The organism is Bacillus solimangrovi, assembly GCF_001742425.1.
GTDB classification, from domain to species: Bacteria; Bacillota; Bacilli; order Bacillales; family Bacillaceae_N; genus Bacillus_AV; species Bacillus_AV solimangrovi.
In genome coordinates, this window is record NZ_MJEH01000010.1 from 1 (window position 1) to 12,797 (window position 12,797).

Annotated in this window: 16 protein-coding genes; 9 read left to right on the plus strand and 7 right to left on the minus strand. The window is 34.7% G+C overall.

Features of this window, described 5'->3' with window-relative positions:
- The first annotated feature begins 454 nt into the window (after window positions 1–454).
- Complete coding sequence (locus BFG57_RS04265; RefSeq protein WP_139125058.1) at window positions 455–766, plus strand: PilZ domain-containing protein; 312 nt, start codon at window positions 455–457, stop codon at window positions 764–766.
- A gap of 99 nt (window positions 767–865) precedes the next feature.
- On the opposite strand, the gene mnhG is transcribed toward BFG57_RS04265, so the two are convergent.
- From mnhG to BFG57_RS04300, 7 genes are all read right to left on the minus strand, one after another.
- Entirely contained in the window at window positions 866–1,195 is a 330-nt protein-coding gene (mnhG, locus tag BFG57_RS04270; protein WP_069716239.1) for a monovalent cation/H(+) antiporter subunit G, read from the minus strand.
- Complete coding sequence (locus tag BFG57_RS04275; RefSeq protein WP_069716240.1) at window positions 1,176–1,466, minus strand: Na(+)/H(+) antiporter subunit F1; 291 nt, start codon at window positions 1,464–1,466, stop codon at window positions 1,176–1,178. The genes mnhG and BFG57_RS04275 overlap by 20 nt, the downstream gene beginning before the upstream one ends.
- A 1-nt stretch (window position 1,467) precedes the next feature.
- Window positions 1,468–1,950, minus strand: a complete 483-nt coding sequence (locus tag BFG57_RS04280; protein WP_069716241.1) for a Na+/H+ antiporter subunit E — start codon at window positions 1,948–1,950, stop codon at window positions 1,468–1,470.
- Window positions 1,951–1,952: 2 nt separating this feature from the next.
- A complete protein-coding gene (locus BFG57_RS04285) occupies window positions 1,953–3,437 on the minus strand; it encodes a Na+/H+ antiporter subunit D (protein WP_069716242.1) in 1,485 nt (494 codons plus the stop codon).
- On the minus strand, window positions 3,430–3,768 hold the full coding sequence (locus tag BFG57_RS04290; protein WP_069716243.1) for a Na(+)/H(+) antiporter subunit C: 339 nt from the start codon (window positions 3,766–3,768) through the stop codon (window positions 3,430–3,432). The genes BFG57_RS04285 and BFG57_RS04290 overlap by 8 nt, the downstream gene beginning before the upstream one ends.
- Before the next feature lie 3 nt (window positions 3,769–3,771).
- Window positions 3,772–6,114, minus strand: coding sequence for a Na+/H+ antiporter subunit A (locus BFG57_RS04295; RefSeq protein WP_069716244.1), 2,343 nt, complete (start codon window positions 6,112–6,114; stop codon window positions 3,772–3,774).
- A 608-nt stretch (window positions 6,115–6,722) separates the two neighbouring features.
- A complete protein-coding gene (locus tag BFG57_RS04300; protein ID WP_069716308.1) occupies window positions 6,723–6,863 on the minus strand; it encodes a sporulation histidine kinase inhibitor Sda in 141 nt (46 codons plus the stop codon).
- A 518-nt stretch (window positions 6,864–7,381) separates the two neighbouring features.
- On the opposite strand from BFG57_RS04300, the gene BFG57_RS04305 reads away from it, so the two are divergent.
- From BFG57_RS04305 to BFG57_RS04340, 8 genes are all read left to right on the plus strand, one after another.
- The gene (locus BFG57_RS04305; RefSeq protein ID WP_069716245.1) at window positions 7,382–7,897 is read left to right on the plus strand and encodes a YqeG family HAD IIIA-type phosphatase; all 516 of its coding nucleotides are present in this window, start codon (window positions 7,382–7,384) and stop codon (window positions 7,895–7,897) included.
- Between the two features lie 2 nt (window positions 7,898–7,899).
- Window positions 7,900–9,006: a ribosome biogenesis GTPase YqeH gene (yqeH, locus tag BFG57_RS04310; RefSeq protein ID WP_069716246.1), complete on the plus strand. Its 1,107-nt coding sequence runs from the start codon at window positions 7,900–7,902 to the stop codon at window positions 9,004–9,006.
- Between the two features lie 159 nt (window positions 9,007–9,165).
- Window positions 9,166–9,999, plus strand: coding sequence for a shikimate dehydrogenase (gene aroE, locus BFG57_RS04315; protein WP_069716247.1), 834 nt, complete (start codon window positions 9,166–9,168; stop codon window positions 9,997–9,999).
- Window positions 10,000–10,002: 3 nt separating this feature from the next.
- Window positions 10,003–10,296: a ribosome assembly RNA-binding protein YhbY gene (gene yhbY / locus BFG57_RS04320; RefSeq protein ID WP_069716248.1), complete on the plus strand. Its 294-nt coding sequence runs from the start codon at window positions 10,003–10,005 to the stop codon at window positions 10,294–10,296.
- A gap of 34 nt (window positions 10,297–10,330) precedes the next feature.
- Complete coding sequence (locus BFG57_RS04325; RefSeq protein ID WP_069716249.1) at window positions 10,331–10,897, plus strand: nicotinate-nucleotide adenylyltransferase; 567 nt, start codon at window positions 10,331–10,333, stop codon at window positions 10,895–10,897.
- Window positions 10,887–11,462, plus strand: coding sequence for a bis(5'-nucleosyl)-tetraphosphatase (symmetrical) YqeK (gene yqeK, locus BFG57_RS04330; RefSeq protein WP_069716250.1), 576 nt, complete (start codon window positions 10,887–10,889; stop codon window positions 11,460–11,462). The genes BFG57_RS04325 and yqeK overlap by 11 nt, the downstream gene beginning before the upstream one ends.
- Window positions 11,463–11,819, plus strand: coding sequence for a ribosome silencing factor (gene rsfS / locus BFG57_RS04335; protein ID WP_069716251.1), 357 nt, complete (start codon window positions 11,463–11,465; stop codon window positions 11,817–11,819). It abuts the gene before it with no gap.
- Between the two features lie 211 nt (window positions 11,820–12,030).
- A complete protein-coding gene (locus BFG57_RS04340; protein WP_069716252.1) occupies window positions 12,031–12,771 on the plus strand; it encodes a class I SAM-dependent DNA methyltransferase in 741 nt (246 codons plus the stop codon).
- The last annotated feature ends 26 nt before the right edge of the window (window positions 12,772–12,797 follow it).

Below are 12,797 nucleotides of genomic sequence, written 5' to 3' on the forward strand. Positions count from 1 at the left end.
GCTTAGCAAATGTAAACTTTCAACGTCTTGTAACTGTGCAATGAGTAGTAATTTTATGAATGACTTTGTCGTTAACTTCTTCGTATAGTAGTCTAATTCCAAATTTTTCACGTAATCTTGTCCATGTGTAGGTCATTTATTAGTGGATTTGGACGGATTACTACCTGATTTCATCAAAATTATACAGGACTTTATCTTTTTATGAGATAAAATTACTGAACATGTGAAGTGTTTTAATAATTAAGTTAAAAAAATACACCACCTGTGATAAGTGAAATTACTCTTATTAAAATATATAAGAAATAAAAAATCATTGAAATTTCCAAGGTTTATAATTACATTACAGGGTAATTAATCCATTGTTGAATATTTATGCTGAATACAGAGGTGATTACAAATAAAATATAAGAGAGATGAAACATTTCGGTATGAATTCAAAACACCACTTCAAAGTATGTTTACAATTGTTGAAGTTGATAATGTAAGTCGAAAAAGTAGCCCTGGTAGAGCTGAAATATATAATATTAGTCCTGGTGGACTTAAGATGTATACAAAATATGATCTAAGCTTAAAAAAATATAATATAAAAATTGATATAATGTTTCAATTAATAGGACGAAGTTTCTCATTCTCTGGTACTCCCGTTTGGCAAATTGAAGGTCATGATAGTGGATACTATTATGGGATTGATTTAGATATTGATGATCATACCCAAAAGGATTTAATTGAACGAATTAAGCAACATTCTGCCTCTTCGTCTAAATAAAACTAATCAAATATGTTTGGAATGAAGAATTAAACGAAAAAAGCGAAATCACTATGTGACTTCGCTTTTTTAATGAAATAAGATATTGTGTTTGTTACTTTATTTTGCATTTTTCATATCATCTTTTACACTTTTTTCCCATAGTTTGACACCACTATGGTAGGCAGCTCGAGAAATCATATGTCCTCCAACTGGAGCAGTTAAAAGAACAAAGATAATACCGAGGATGAGCTTACCACTTACAACATGTTCTTTAAAGTAAAAAAACAAGAAAGCTGCAAGAAGAATTCCAGCGACCCCAAGTGTTGCACTTTTTGTTGCGGCATGTAAGCGAGTGTATACGTCAGGGAATCGAACAATTCCTAATGAACCAGAAAAGATAAAAAAGGTGCCAATAATTAACAGTATACTAATGATTATCTCGTTCAATGATAACACCCTTTTCTAAAAATTTTGCAGTCGCAACTGTACCGATAAATGATAAAATCCCAATTAAAAGAATAATATCATTAAATTTTATCGTTTCTACTTTGATAGCCATAAGACCTGTTAATGCAATAAGGTTAATCCCAATTGTATCTAATGCGACTGCTCTATCAGGGTTTGTAGGCCCTTTTACAGCTCTGTATAGTAACATGACAAGTGAAATGGCAATGACAATAGAACAAATATCAATAACAATACTTAAAAGATCAGACATGTTACCTTGTCACCTCCATAATCGCTTTCTCAAATGTATTTTTGATCCCATCGATTTGTTCTTCTACATTAGGAATATCCATTGCATGGATATAAATAACTGAATAATCATTTGAAACTGCAACTGACAAAGTTCCTGGAGTTAGTGTTATAAGGTTTGCAAGAAGCGTAATTTCCCAGTTTGTTTTTAGGTCAATCGGTAAAGCAAATATGCCTGGTTTTGTATCTGTTTTTAAGTTTGGTTTATAAACAAATTTCACAACAGATAAATTTGCTAAGATTAACTCTTTAATAAAGAGTAGAATCAGTTTGCAGATTGCATAGACACGATCTAAATAAAATGAGTCAGGGATGAAACGACGCATTAAGAATAGTAAGAACATCCCGACAAAATACCCGATAACGAACGTAGAAAAATCAAAGGTTTCCCACAAAAACATCCAAATAAATGCTACTAAAATGTTTAAAATGATTTGAAAGTTCATACTCATGACTCCTTTAACACAGTATTTACATAGATTGAAGGGTCTGTGAGTGTTTCTGTAATTTGTTCAACATAAGGGATAAACCACTCTGCTCCAATACCAAGTAACACGGAAAACGTAAGAAGTAAAGTAATTGGAAGAATCATCCCCTTCTCACTTCCTTTTTCTTCATGTGGTTCAAGTTTTGCTTCTCCCCAGAATCCGTTAATAAAGATACGGAGGACAGAAAGCAGAATGAGTAGGCTTGAAAGTAGAGCCATTCCAACAATTATATAATTTCCATTCTCAAAACCGCCTTTTATTAAAAGGAACTTGCCTATAAAACCACTAAATGGAGGGATACCTGCTAACGTAACTGTTGCAATTAAGAATAGCCAAGCAAGTAGCTGATGATTACGAATTAAACCACCCATTTTACGTAAATCAGCCGTACCAGTAATTTTTATCATGGCTCCAGCAAGTAAAAAGAGCGCGCCTTTTACGATCATATCATGAATTAAATAATAGACCGTACCAGAAAGTGCTGTTTCATTGTATATGCCAATTCCCATAATCATAAACCCTACAGCTGGAATAATATTATAAGCGACAATCAGCTTTACATTATAAGTGGATAAAGCACCGACAACACCCATTAACATCGTAATACCAGCGAGAATGATGAATAGTTCATGTGTAATATCCGTCTTATAAATAAAAATTAATGTAAATACACGTAGAATGGAGTATACCCCAACTTTAGTTAATAATGCTCCGAACAATGCTGAAATAACAGGGTTAGGTACTGCATATGATTTCGGAAGCCAAAAATAAAGTGGGAATAGTGCTCCTTTCGTCGCAAATACAAGAAATAAAAGTATAGAAATTGTCGTTAAAATACCTTGCTGTTCAGCCAGCTGTACTCGTTCGGCTAGATGTGCCATATTTAAAGTTCCTGTAACTGAATACAAGAAAGCGACAGTTGTAACGAACAACATTGATGAGAAAACGTTAATTAAAACATATTTCAATGATTCACGAAGTTGTTCCTTCGTTCCTCCTAAGATAATTAGACCATAGGAAGCCATTAAAAGGACTTCAAAGAATACGAATAAATTAAACAAATCTCCAGTAAGGAATGCACCACTAACTCCAGCAATTAAAAGTTGAAAGAACGTATAGAAATAGAATCGTTCACGTTCTTCATCTAAGCTTCGCATTGCATAGATGGCACAAGCAACTGCAATCAGGTCAGTTACTATAACGAGTGTCATGGCAAGCCCGTCAGCAACAAGAACAATTCCAAACGGTGCCATCCAATCTCCAGCTTCCAGCAAAATTGGAGCATCTGTAAAAACTATGTTTGCAATATATAAAGATGTAAGCAGCGTAACGATTGACATGATAATTGTAATGCTGCGTACAAGCGGCAACTTCTTATGGAAAAACGCTGTTAAAATCCCTGTTAAAAATGGTAGTAGTATTGGTAAAATCGCTAAATTACTCATGTTCCGTACCTCTCAATTCATCCATATTATCTGTATGATTGGTCTTATAAGTGCGGTAAGCAAGCACGAGTAAATAAGATGTGACTCCAAAGCTAATTACAATTGACGTTAATATTAACGCTTGTGGCAATGGGTCTGTATATTGAGTTACCCCTTCAACAATAATAGGGGGTGCCCCTGTCTTAAGTCGTCCCATCGTTAATATTAAAAGGTGTGCACCATGGGAAATTAGACTAGTACCGATGATGATACGCAAGATTTGCTTTTGTAATAACATATAAACGCCAGTTGTAAAAAGCAATCCAGCGACAATACTCATGATTATTTCCATCTGTTAGTCCGCCTCCCCATCTTTTCGTAATTTTATCATAGTAAAGATTGCAAGTGCTGCTAAGCCAAGTACAGTGATTTCAAGCATAGTATCTAATCCACGCATATCTACAAGAATAACGTTTACGATATTATGCCCACCCCCAAGTGGTACGGAAGTTTCTACAAAATAGTCAGATATTGTTTCAAATAATTTTGTGCTATGTGAAGCAATTGCAGTAAGTGTGATGATTGTTCCAACACTAATCGAAATGATCCAATTCAGTAAATTGTTTCCAACGCTTTCTTCACGTTTCTTCAGTTCTGGCAAGTGATAGAAGCATAATAAGAATAGAGCTACAGTAACAGTCTCTACAATTAATTGAGTTAATGCTAGATCGGGTGCACGATAGATAACGAATAAGAGGGAAAGTCCAAATCCAACGACACCTAATACTAATATTGACGTAATGCGATTGTTTGAGAGAACGGTAGCAAAAGCAGCTCCAACCATGATTAGACCAATTAGGATTTCTGTCCAATTTATTGGTGCTAGATTGTCTGTTGATATTGAGAAACCGTCAGTAATTATGAATATACTACCAGTTACAATCACTAGGAACAATAAGATTAATGACATATATAGGCGTAGAGATCCTGTCATATAGAAACTCGTTGCTTTCTTAGACATTGTAAAAACATTTTCTACAATATAGTCATACGTTTTGTTTGCACTAAATCGACCAGGCATTACGTTATAGAACGATAGCCATTTCTCTCGAGTGATATAAAGTACCAGTCCTAGTGCCACAACAATTAGTGACATTAATAATGGTACACTATTAAATCCGTGCCAGAAGTAAATATGCTTATCTGGAGCAGATCCATAAACGGCTTCAACAGCTGGCGTAATTATTGGACCATTAATTAAGTTCGGAAACAGCCCGATGATAACGATGAGTGCAACTAATATAACTGGTGAAAGGTGCATGCCGAAAGGTGGCTCATGTGGTTTCTTCTCTAATTTTGACAAGTCGCCTTTTCCAGTGAATGTTTTGAAAAATAATAAAACAGAATAGACAAAAGTAAAGATACTACCGAAAATCGCAATAATTGGATAGAACGGTGCTACTGTAGCAACAAGACTAGAGCCTTCATGTCCTAGGTTAAGTGTTGATTCAAAGAACATTTCTTTACTTAAAAATCCATTCAAGATTGGTAATGGCATACCAGCCATTGAAAAAGTTCCAAATAAAGCAAGTGTTGCTGTTATAGGCATTAATGTCATTAGTCCACCAAGGCGTCTAATGTCACGAGTTCCTGTTTCATGATCAACAATTCCTGCGACCATAAAGAGTGAGCCTTTGAATGTTGCATGGTTAAAAATGTGGAAAATGGCAGCGAAAACAGCCACTTCTGTTCCAATACCTAGCATAGACATAATCATTCCGAGTTGGCTGATCGTCGAATATGCTAAAATTCCTTTTAAGTCTGTTTGGCGAACTGCCATATAAGACCCCCAACACAATGTAAGAAGTCCGAAACCAGAAACAAGGATAAAGAATAAATCAGTGCCTGCAAATAGCAATGACAAACGTGCTACTAGATAAATACCAGCCTTAACCATTGTCGCCGAGTGTAAATATGCACTAACAGGTGTTGGCGCTTCCATGGCATCTGGGAGCCAAATATGGAATGGAAATTGAGCTGACTTAGTAAAAGCGCCTAATAAAATTAAAATTAAGATTCCCGTAAATAATGGGCTATTCAAGACTAAATCCGCGTTGTCAATTACACCACGAATGCTTGAAGTTCCTGCCGTAACCGATAGAAGAACAAAGCCCCCTAGCATTGCTAAACCACCGAAAACTGTAATGAGCATTGATTTTTGTGCACCATAACGTGAACGTTCTCTGTGGTTCCAAAAACCGATTAATAAAAATGATGATAAGCTTGTTAATTCCCAAAATGTATACAGAACAAATAAGTTATCAGAAAGGACAACACCTAACATTGCAGTCATGAAAATAAGCAAATACACGTAAAAATGACCAAGTTTCTCACTTTTGTGTAAATAGTAAATGGAATAAAGGACGACAAGTGAGCCTATTCCAGTTATCAACATACTGAATAAGAAGCTTAAACCATCTAAGTATAAGTCATAATTAATGTTAAGAGAAGGTATCCAATTAACTGTTTGGACAATTGTTCCTTCCTTAATTTTTGGAAGATACGATAGGAAATAAGAAAATAATGAAACGGGTACAATTAGTACAAACCAGCCCGTATGTATCGACCGCACTTTTGAATAGAGAAACGGTACAAGCACCGCAAATAATATTGGTGCTAATACAGCAAGATGCAGCATAAATGAGCCTCCTTAAAATTGTAAGTTTATTGTGAACTTTCACTATAGCTGTTTGTGACTATAATGAACTACTCTTTCGTGAAAAGAACATCGCCTTCTCACTGAGGAGTTGCGTTGATTCAATTGGTTATAAATGGTAATTATGTAATAAGAATTACCGAGATTTTATTTCTAAGTAAAAATTGTTCTAAGTCTTATTAGGTTTTGAAGATTGTTTAAAAATTAGTTGCAATATGATAAAAAAAATTGAGCGCTGATTTGAAATCAGTTAGGCTCATTGTTGAGCTAAAAAAACATATTTATAACTATTAAGGAAATGATTACAACATGTCTAGGATTTTCTGTGCTCAACATTATTAATTAACGTAAGAAGGTGACAGTCATAAATATAATTGTAAGCACAAAGTGGCTGTTTATTCAATAGATATACTTCATGAAAAAAAGCGTTCGCATGCAAATGAATTATACATCTTAAATAGGAAGAAATAGAATATAAATAAAAGAAATTTTGTGAAGTAACTTAAAGGAATAAAAGGAAGAGAAAAGGTAAATACAAAAAAACAACGATGAAACAATTAAGGTTCATCGTTGTTATTAAATTATATGTGTTAGGAAGATATCTTTATTTTGTCAGTTAAATGACGAAGTACTAATTCTTGCTCGATTAAGTGGATGAATTCTGGACTGAGTTTTAATTCGATTGCTTTCATATACGATTCAATAAGTAAATCATCTGATAGCTTGTACATATTAGTAATGTGCACTGCCTTTCACCTCCGAGGAATTTTCCGAGTCTATCTAAAGAGGTTGTTGAATATAATGGTAGGCTTGTTTATTTTTGTATGACTTTACTTTAACATGAATTTTCAAACAGAACAATCGTTCTTGTATCCACAGGTTAAGGGGGATAAGTTGTGGGTAAGTTGTTCGTAAGTTTATAAAAACAAGGTGTTGTAAGGTGGATAATGTGTATAATATTATCCACAGGTGATCGGAGATGTCAAAAGATGTCGAAAGAATTTTCTGTGATTTTATAATATTACTTTCTCATGAGTTTTTATTTTAACTCCTTTAGAAATTTTTTTGAAAGTAATAAGTAAATCCGTTATCATAGTGGAGATATAGTATGAGATAAGTCTAGTTGATAAGTAAAATTATTATTTGTGAGCAGAAGCAGTTTTCTACTATAGATGGTCAGTTAGAATGTGATAAAAAGATATAGCTTTATGTAACTTATACATGAAAGCTGTTATTGAGGTGAAGCAATATGCTTAAGAAGTTTATGCCTGATCAACATGCAAAATCAATTTTCGAAATAAAACCAGAGGATCTAATAGAAAAGGGTGTTCGTGGTGTTATTACGGACTTAGATAATACACTAGTGGAATGGGATCGACCTGATGCAACACCTGAATTGACAAATTGGTTCACCGAGATGCAAGAGAACGGTATCTCTGTTTTGATTGTTTCAAATAACAATGAAGCAAGAGTGCGTACTTTTGCTGAACCTCTTGGAGTTCCCTATATTTACAGTGCACGTAAACCGATGCGATTGTCATTTAAAAAAGCTTTGAAAAAGTTGGGTATGAAGAAAGAGGAAGTCGTTGTTATTGGTGACCAGTTAATGACCGATGTGCTCGGTGGTAATTTAACAGGGGTACATACGATTTTAGTTGTACCAGTTGCTCAATCAGATGGCCTGTTTACACGAGTAAATCGTCAGTTTGAAAGACGCATTCTAAATTGGATGAAACGAAAAGGGATGATTTATTGGGAGGAATAGATGTGAAAGAACGAGTAGATTGTATTGGTTGCGGTGTTAAAATTCAAACTGAGAACAAAAACGAAATCGGTTATGCACCTGCATCAGCGTTGCAAAGAGAAGAGATAATTTGCCAGCGTTGTTTTCGCCTGAAACATTATAATGAAATTCAAGATGTTTCATTAACAGATGATGATTTTCTGAAAATCTTAAATGGAATAGGACAAACAGAATCTCTAGTTATAAAAGTAGTAGATATATTTGATTTTAATGGTAGTTGGTTACCTGGTTTGCATCGATTTGCTGGGAATAATCCCGTTTTGTTAGTTGGTAATAAATTAGATTTGCTTCCAAAATCAGTTAATCATAACCGATTAATGAATTGGATGAAGCAATCAGCAAAAGAACTAGGTTTGAAACCAGTTGATGTTGCACTTATAAGTGCAGCAAAAGGTCATGGCATTCGTGAACTTGCCGGTTTAATTGATAAGTATCGTAACGGTAAGGATGTTTATGTAGTAGGTTGTACAAATGTAGGGAAGTCAACCTTCATTAATCATTTGATAAAGCAATTTTCAAAAGAGCGTGGAGATGTGATAACAACATCACAATTCCCAGGTACTACACTTGATCTTATTGATATTCCTCTTGATGAAGATTCAATTCTTTTTGATACACCGGGGATCATTAATCATCACCAAATGGCACATTATGTTGATAAGAAGGGTTTGAGGGTAATTTCTCCTAAAAAAGAAATCAAGCCAAAGGTTTATCAATTGAATGAAGAACAAACGTTGTTTTTTGGTGGATTAGCAAGATTGGATTATGTCTCAGGTGGTCGTCGCTCATTAACATGTTATTTATCAAATGATATTTATATCCACAGGACTAAGTTGGATAAGGCCGACGAAGTATATAAAAAAAATGTTGGTGAATTATTGCAACCACCATACCGTGAGCAACATGATGATTTTCCGGAACTTATTAAGCATGAATTTACAATTCGTGAAGGGAAAACTGATTTAGTCTTTTCTGGATTAGGTTGGGTAGTAATAAACGAACCAGGGGCAACAGTGGTCGCGCACGTACCAAAGGGTGTTGGTGTGTCTGTTCGCCCTTCAATTATATAAAGTACGAGTTCACAGACTGTTATTACCGCTAGATGTAGTTAAATCAAACAATTAATGACTGTTATTGATTCATTCATTTATACTATTTTGGTTTCTTTAAACTGTATATTCAGAGTCTAAGCGTCAAATGGAACGTGAAAGATGTAGGAGGTGAAATTTATGGGGGAATTATTTGGTTTATTAGGACATCCTGTTTCGCACTCTATGTCACCACTCATGCATAATGATGCCTTTAATCATTTGGAATTACCATATTATTATCAAGCATTTGATGTAGCTCCCAATGACCTTGCTCAAGCTGTTAATGGGTTAAGAGTCCTTAATGTAAAGGGTTTTAATGTAACGATTCCACATAAGGTAGCTATCATGGATTTGCTAGATGAAATTGATGATGAAGCAGTTGCTATAGGTGCAGTTAATACAGTTGTGAATGAAGGTGGAAAATTAAAAGGTTATAATACGGACGGTCAAGGTTATGTTGAATCATTAATTCCGAAGCTTGCAAAGCCTTTATCTGAACAAAAAGTATTAGTAGTGGGTGCTGGTGGTGCAGCAAGAGCTATTTTCGTATCGTTAGCAAAGCGTGGTGTAGCACAATTAGACATCACAAACCGAACTGAACAAAAAGCAGAAAGTATTGTCAATAGTTGCCCTTATTCGACTATATCTAATGTAAAATCAATTCAAAAAGCAGAAGTAACGGTAAATGAGTATGATGTGTTGATTCAAACAACAGCAGTAGGAATGAGTCCAGATGTCAAGCAAATGCCAATGGCATTAGATAATTTGGAAAGTGGAAAAATTGTAAGTGATATTATCTATAATCCTATCCAGACAGCTTGGCTACAAACAGCAGAAGCCAAAGGATCAATGATTCTTAATGGAATTGGGATGTTTGTTGGACAAGGGGCACTATCTTTTGAGAAATGGACAGGATTAAAGCCTGATAAAGCTAGAATGGAAGAAATTGTTAAAGTTCAACTTGGAGGGTAAACAATGTTAACAGGTAAACAGAAGCGTTTTTTACGAGCAGCAGCACATCATTTAAATCCGATCTTTCAAGTCGGTAAGAGTGGTGTAAATGAAAATATGGTTAAACAAATTTCAGAAGCGCTAGAGGCACGTGAATTAATAAAAGTTAATATATTGCAAAATTGTGGAGAAGACAAAAAAGATGTAGCACAACAACTTAGTCAAGGAGCAAGAGCAGAGCTTGTGCAAATTATCGGAAATGTTATTGTATTATATAAAGAATCAAAAGAAAATAAAGAGATTGTATTACCTAAATAATACAATGTTAATGATAACGAAGGAGGGTTAGAAGGTGAAAAAGATAGGCTTAATTGGTGGAACCTTCGATCCTCCGCATAATGGACACCTTCTCATTGCTCAAGAAGTGTTAATTGCATTATCATTAGATGAGATTTGGTTTATTCCTAGCAATATACCTCCTCATAAATCACGTGAAATTACTTCAAGTAAACATCGCATTGAAATGGTAAAACGAGCCATTGAATCTAACGATAATTTTAAAATCAATTTAATTGAATTCGAACGTGAAGGTCGCTCTTATACGGTGGATACGATTAAGGTTTTAAAAGAATTATATAAAGAATATACATTTTATTTTATTATTGGATCTGATATGGTTGAATATTTACCTAAGTGGCATGAAGTGGATGAACTTATGAAGTTAATCCAGTTTGTAGGTATGAAACGCCCAGGTTATGAAATGGAAACCAAATACCCACTTATTCAAATCGAAGCACCACAAATTGATCTTTCATCTACTTCATTGCGTGAGCGGTGTGAACGTGGAGGTAATACGGTTTATTTATTGCCTGAGAATGTGAAGACTTATATAGAGGAGAATAATTTGTATGGATCGTAACCTCGCATTAGAAATTGTGAAGGAACAGCTGACTGAGCATCGTTATGAACATACGCTTGGTGTTGCACAAACATCTATTGAACTAGCAGAGCGTTATGATGCAAATGTTAAGAAAGCTGAGTTAGCAGCAATATTCCATGATTATGCAAAGTTTCGTCCTAAAGAGGAAATGAAACAAATTATTATTGAACAACAGATGCCTCAAGATCTTCTGGAGCATGGAACAGAATTATGGCATGCGCCTGTAGGAGCTTATCTCGTAGAGAATGAGGTTGGCATTACGGATCAAAATGTTTTACAGGCAATACGTTTCCATACGTCAGGTCATGAACATATGACGATATTAGATAAAGTCGTTTTTCTAGCTGATTACATTGAACCTGGTAGGAAGTTCCCCGGAGTTGAAGAAGTACGTGAATTAGCACGGAAAGATATCAATAAGGCGATTGTTTTATGTTTACAAAACACGATGATTTTTCTACTGAAAAAGAGGGTAACGATTTATCCTGATACTTTAAATACTTACAATACATTATTAAAACAAATGAAGAAAGGTGGCAGTTAAATGACAGAACGTGAATTAGCTGTTATGGCTGCAAAAGCAGCAGATGATAAAAGAGCAGAAGATATTGTTGTACTAAACATGAAAGGTATTTCACTAATTGCAGATTATTTTATAATTTGTCACGGTAATTCTGAGAAACAAGTACAGGCTATTGCAAGAGAGATGAAAGAGAAGGCGAATGAGGCAGAAATTAACGTGAAGCGTCTTGAAGGATTTGATGATGCTCGTTGGGTTCTTGTTGATTTAGGTGATGTTGTTGCACATATCTTCCATCGTGAGGAGCGTAATTATTATAACCTTGAGCGTCTGTGGGGAGATGCTCCATATGAAGATATTGGAGAAGAACTTTATCAATGATTGAAGACTCGGCTATGTGCCGAGTTTTCTTTGCAAAATAAGAAAATATTATATTTAAAGATGTTTAGCTACAAGTGTTATCAACTAAAGGTTATAAGTTAAGTTTCAAGATTGTTAAAGACAATATGTTCATCAGAACATTTATATAGATGTTGACGATGGACTATTGAGTTGTAGCTGACTTAACAAAATGGATAAAAGGGGGGAAATCATGGCATACCAAGCTTTTGCATATTTATATGATAAACTTATGCAAGACGCACCATATGATGATTGGTTGAAGCTCACAAGAAGAATGGCAGACCAATATGGAATTAGTGGGAATCGTTTACTTGATTTGGCCTGTGGAACAGGAGAGTTGTCTATTCGCCTTTCTAAGCAAGGGTGGAATGTATCCGGTGTAGATTTATCAGATGATATGTTAGCTGTTGCACAAGAAAAGGCTGTCCATGAGAAACAAATAATAGATTTTTTTAAGCAAGATATGAGGCAATTAACTGGCTTTAATCCTTTTGATTTAATTGTTATCTATTGTGATTCTTTGAATTACTTGGAAGCAGAAGAAGATGTGAAACGAGCATTTATAAATATTCATTCATTTTTAAAAGAGGATGGTCTGTTTATGTTTGACGTGCATTCCACTTATAAGATAAGAGAATTATTTATTGGACAAACATATGCTTCCAATGACGATGATCTTTCTTTTATCTGGCAATGTTATGAAGGGGAAACTCTGTTAACCGTTGAGCATGACTTAACATTTTTTGTGCGTGAAGGGAATAATTATAAACGATTTGATGAGACACACATTCAACGAACTTTCGAAGAGGATGTATATGAAAGACTTCTAAATGAAACAGGCTTTCAGTTAGAGGGCAAGCTTTACGATTTCCAGAATAATTATTCAGATAATGCAGAACGAGTGATTTTTATAGCGAAAAAAAAGATATGAGAAAGACCCCATAGACACGTTTCTGA

What these genes read in the sequence shown, in the direction of transcription:
- BFG57_RS04265 (WP_139125058.1), top strand. Translation starts at nt 455, where the DNA reads ATGTTTACAATTGTTGAAGTTGATAATGTAAGTCGAAAAAGTAGCCCT.
- BFG57_RS04305 (WP_069716245.1), top strand. Translation starts at nt 7,382, where the DNA reads ATGCTTAAGAAGTTTATGCCTGATCAACATGCAAAATCAATTTTCGAA.
- BFG57_RS04295 (WP_069716244.1), bottom strand. Translation starts at nt 6,114, where the DNA reads ATGCTGCATCTTGCTGTATTAGCACCAATATTATTTGCGGTGCTTGTA.
- BFG57_RS04285 (WP_069716242.1), bottom strand. Translation starts at nt 3,437, where the DNA reads ATGAGTAATTTAGCGATTTTACCAATACTACTACCATTTTTAACAGGG.
- aroE (WP_069716247.1), top strand. Translation starts at nt 9,166, where the DNA reads ATGGGGGAATTATTTGGTTTATTAGGACATCCTGTTTCGCACTCTATG.
- BFG57_RS04275 (WP_069716240.1), bottom strand. Translation starts at nt 1,466, where the DNA reads ATGTCTGATCTTTTAAGTATTGTTATTGATATTTGTTCTATTGTCATT.
- BFG57_RS04280 (WP_069716241.1), bottom strand. Translation starts at nt 1,950, where the DNA reads ATGAACTTTCAAATCATTTTAAACATTTTAGTAGCATTTATTTGGATG.
- yqeK (WP_069716250.1), top strand. Translation starts at nt 10,887, where the DNA reads ATGGATCGTAACCTCGCATTAGAAATTGTGAAGGAACAGCTGACTGAG.
- BFG57_RS04300 (WP_069716308.1), bottom strand. Translation starts at nt 6,863, where the DNA reads ATGTACAAGCTATCAGATGATTTACTTATTGAATCGTATATGAAAGCA.
- rsfS (WP_069716251.1), top strand. Translation starts at nt 11,463, where the DNA reads ATGACAGAACGTGAATTAGCTGTTATGGCTGCAAAAGCAGCAGATGAT.
- BFG57_RS04340 (WP_069716252.1), top strand. Translation starts at nt 12,031, where the DNA reads ATGGCATACCAAGCTTTTGCATATTTATATGATAAACTTATGCAAGAC.
- BFG57_RS04290 (WP_069716243.1), bottom strand. Translation starts at nt 3,768, where the DNA reads ATGGAAATAATCATGAGTATTGTCGCTGGATTGCTTTTTACAACTGGC.
- yhbY (WP_069716248.1), top strand. Translation starts at nt 10,003, where the DNA reads ATGTTAACAGGTAAACAGAAGCGTTTTTTACGAGCAGCAGCACATCAT.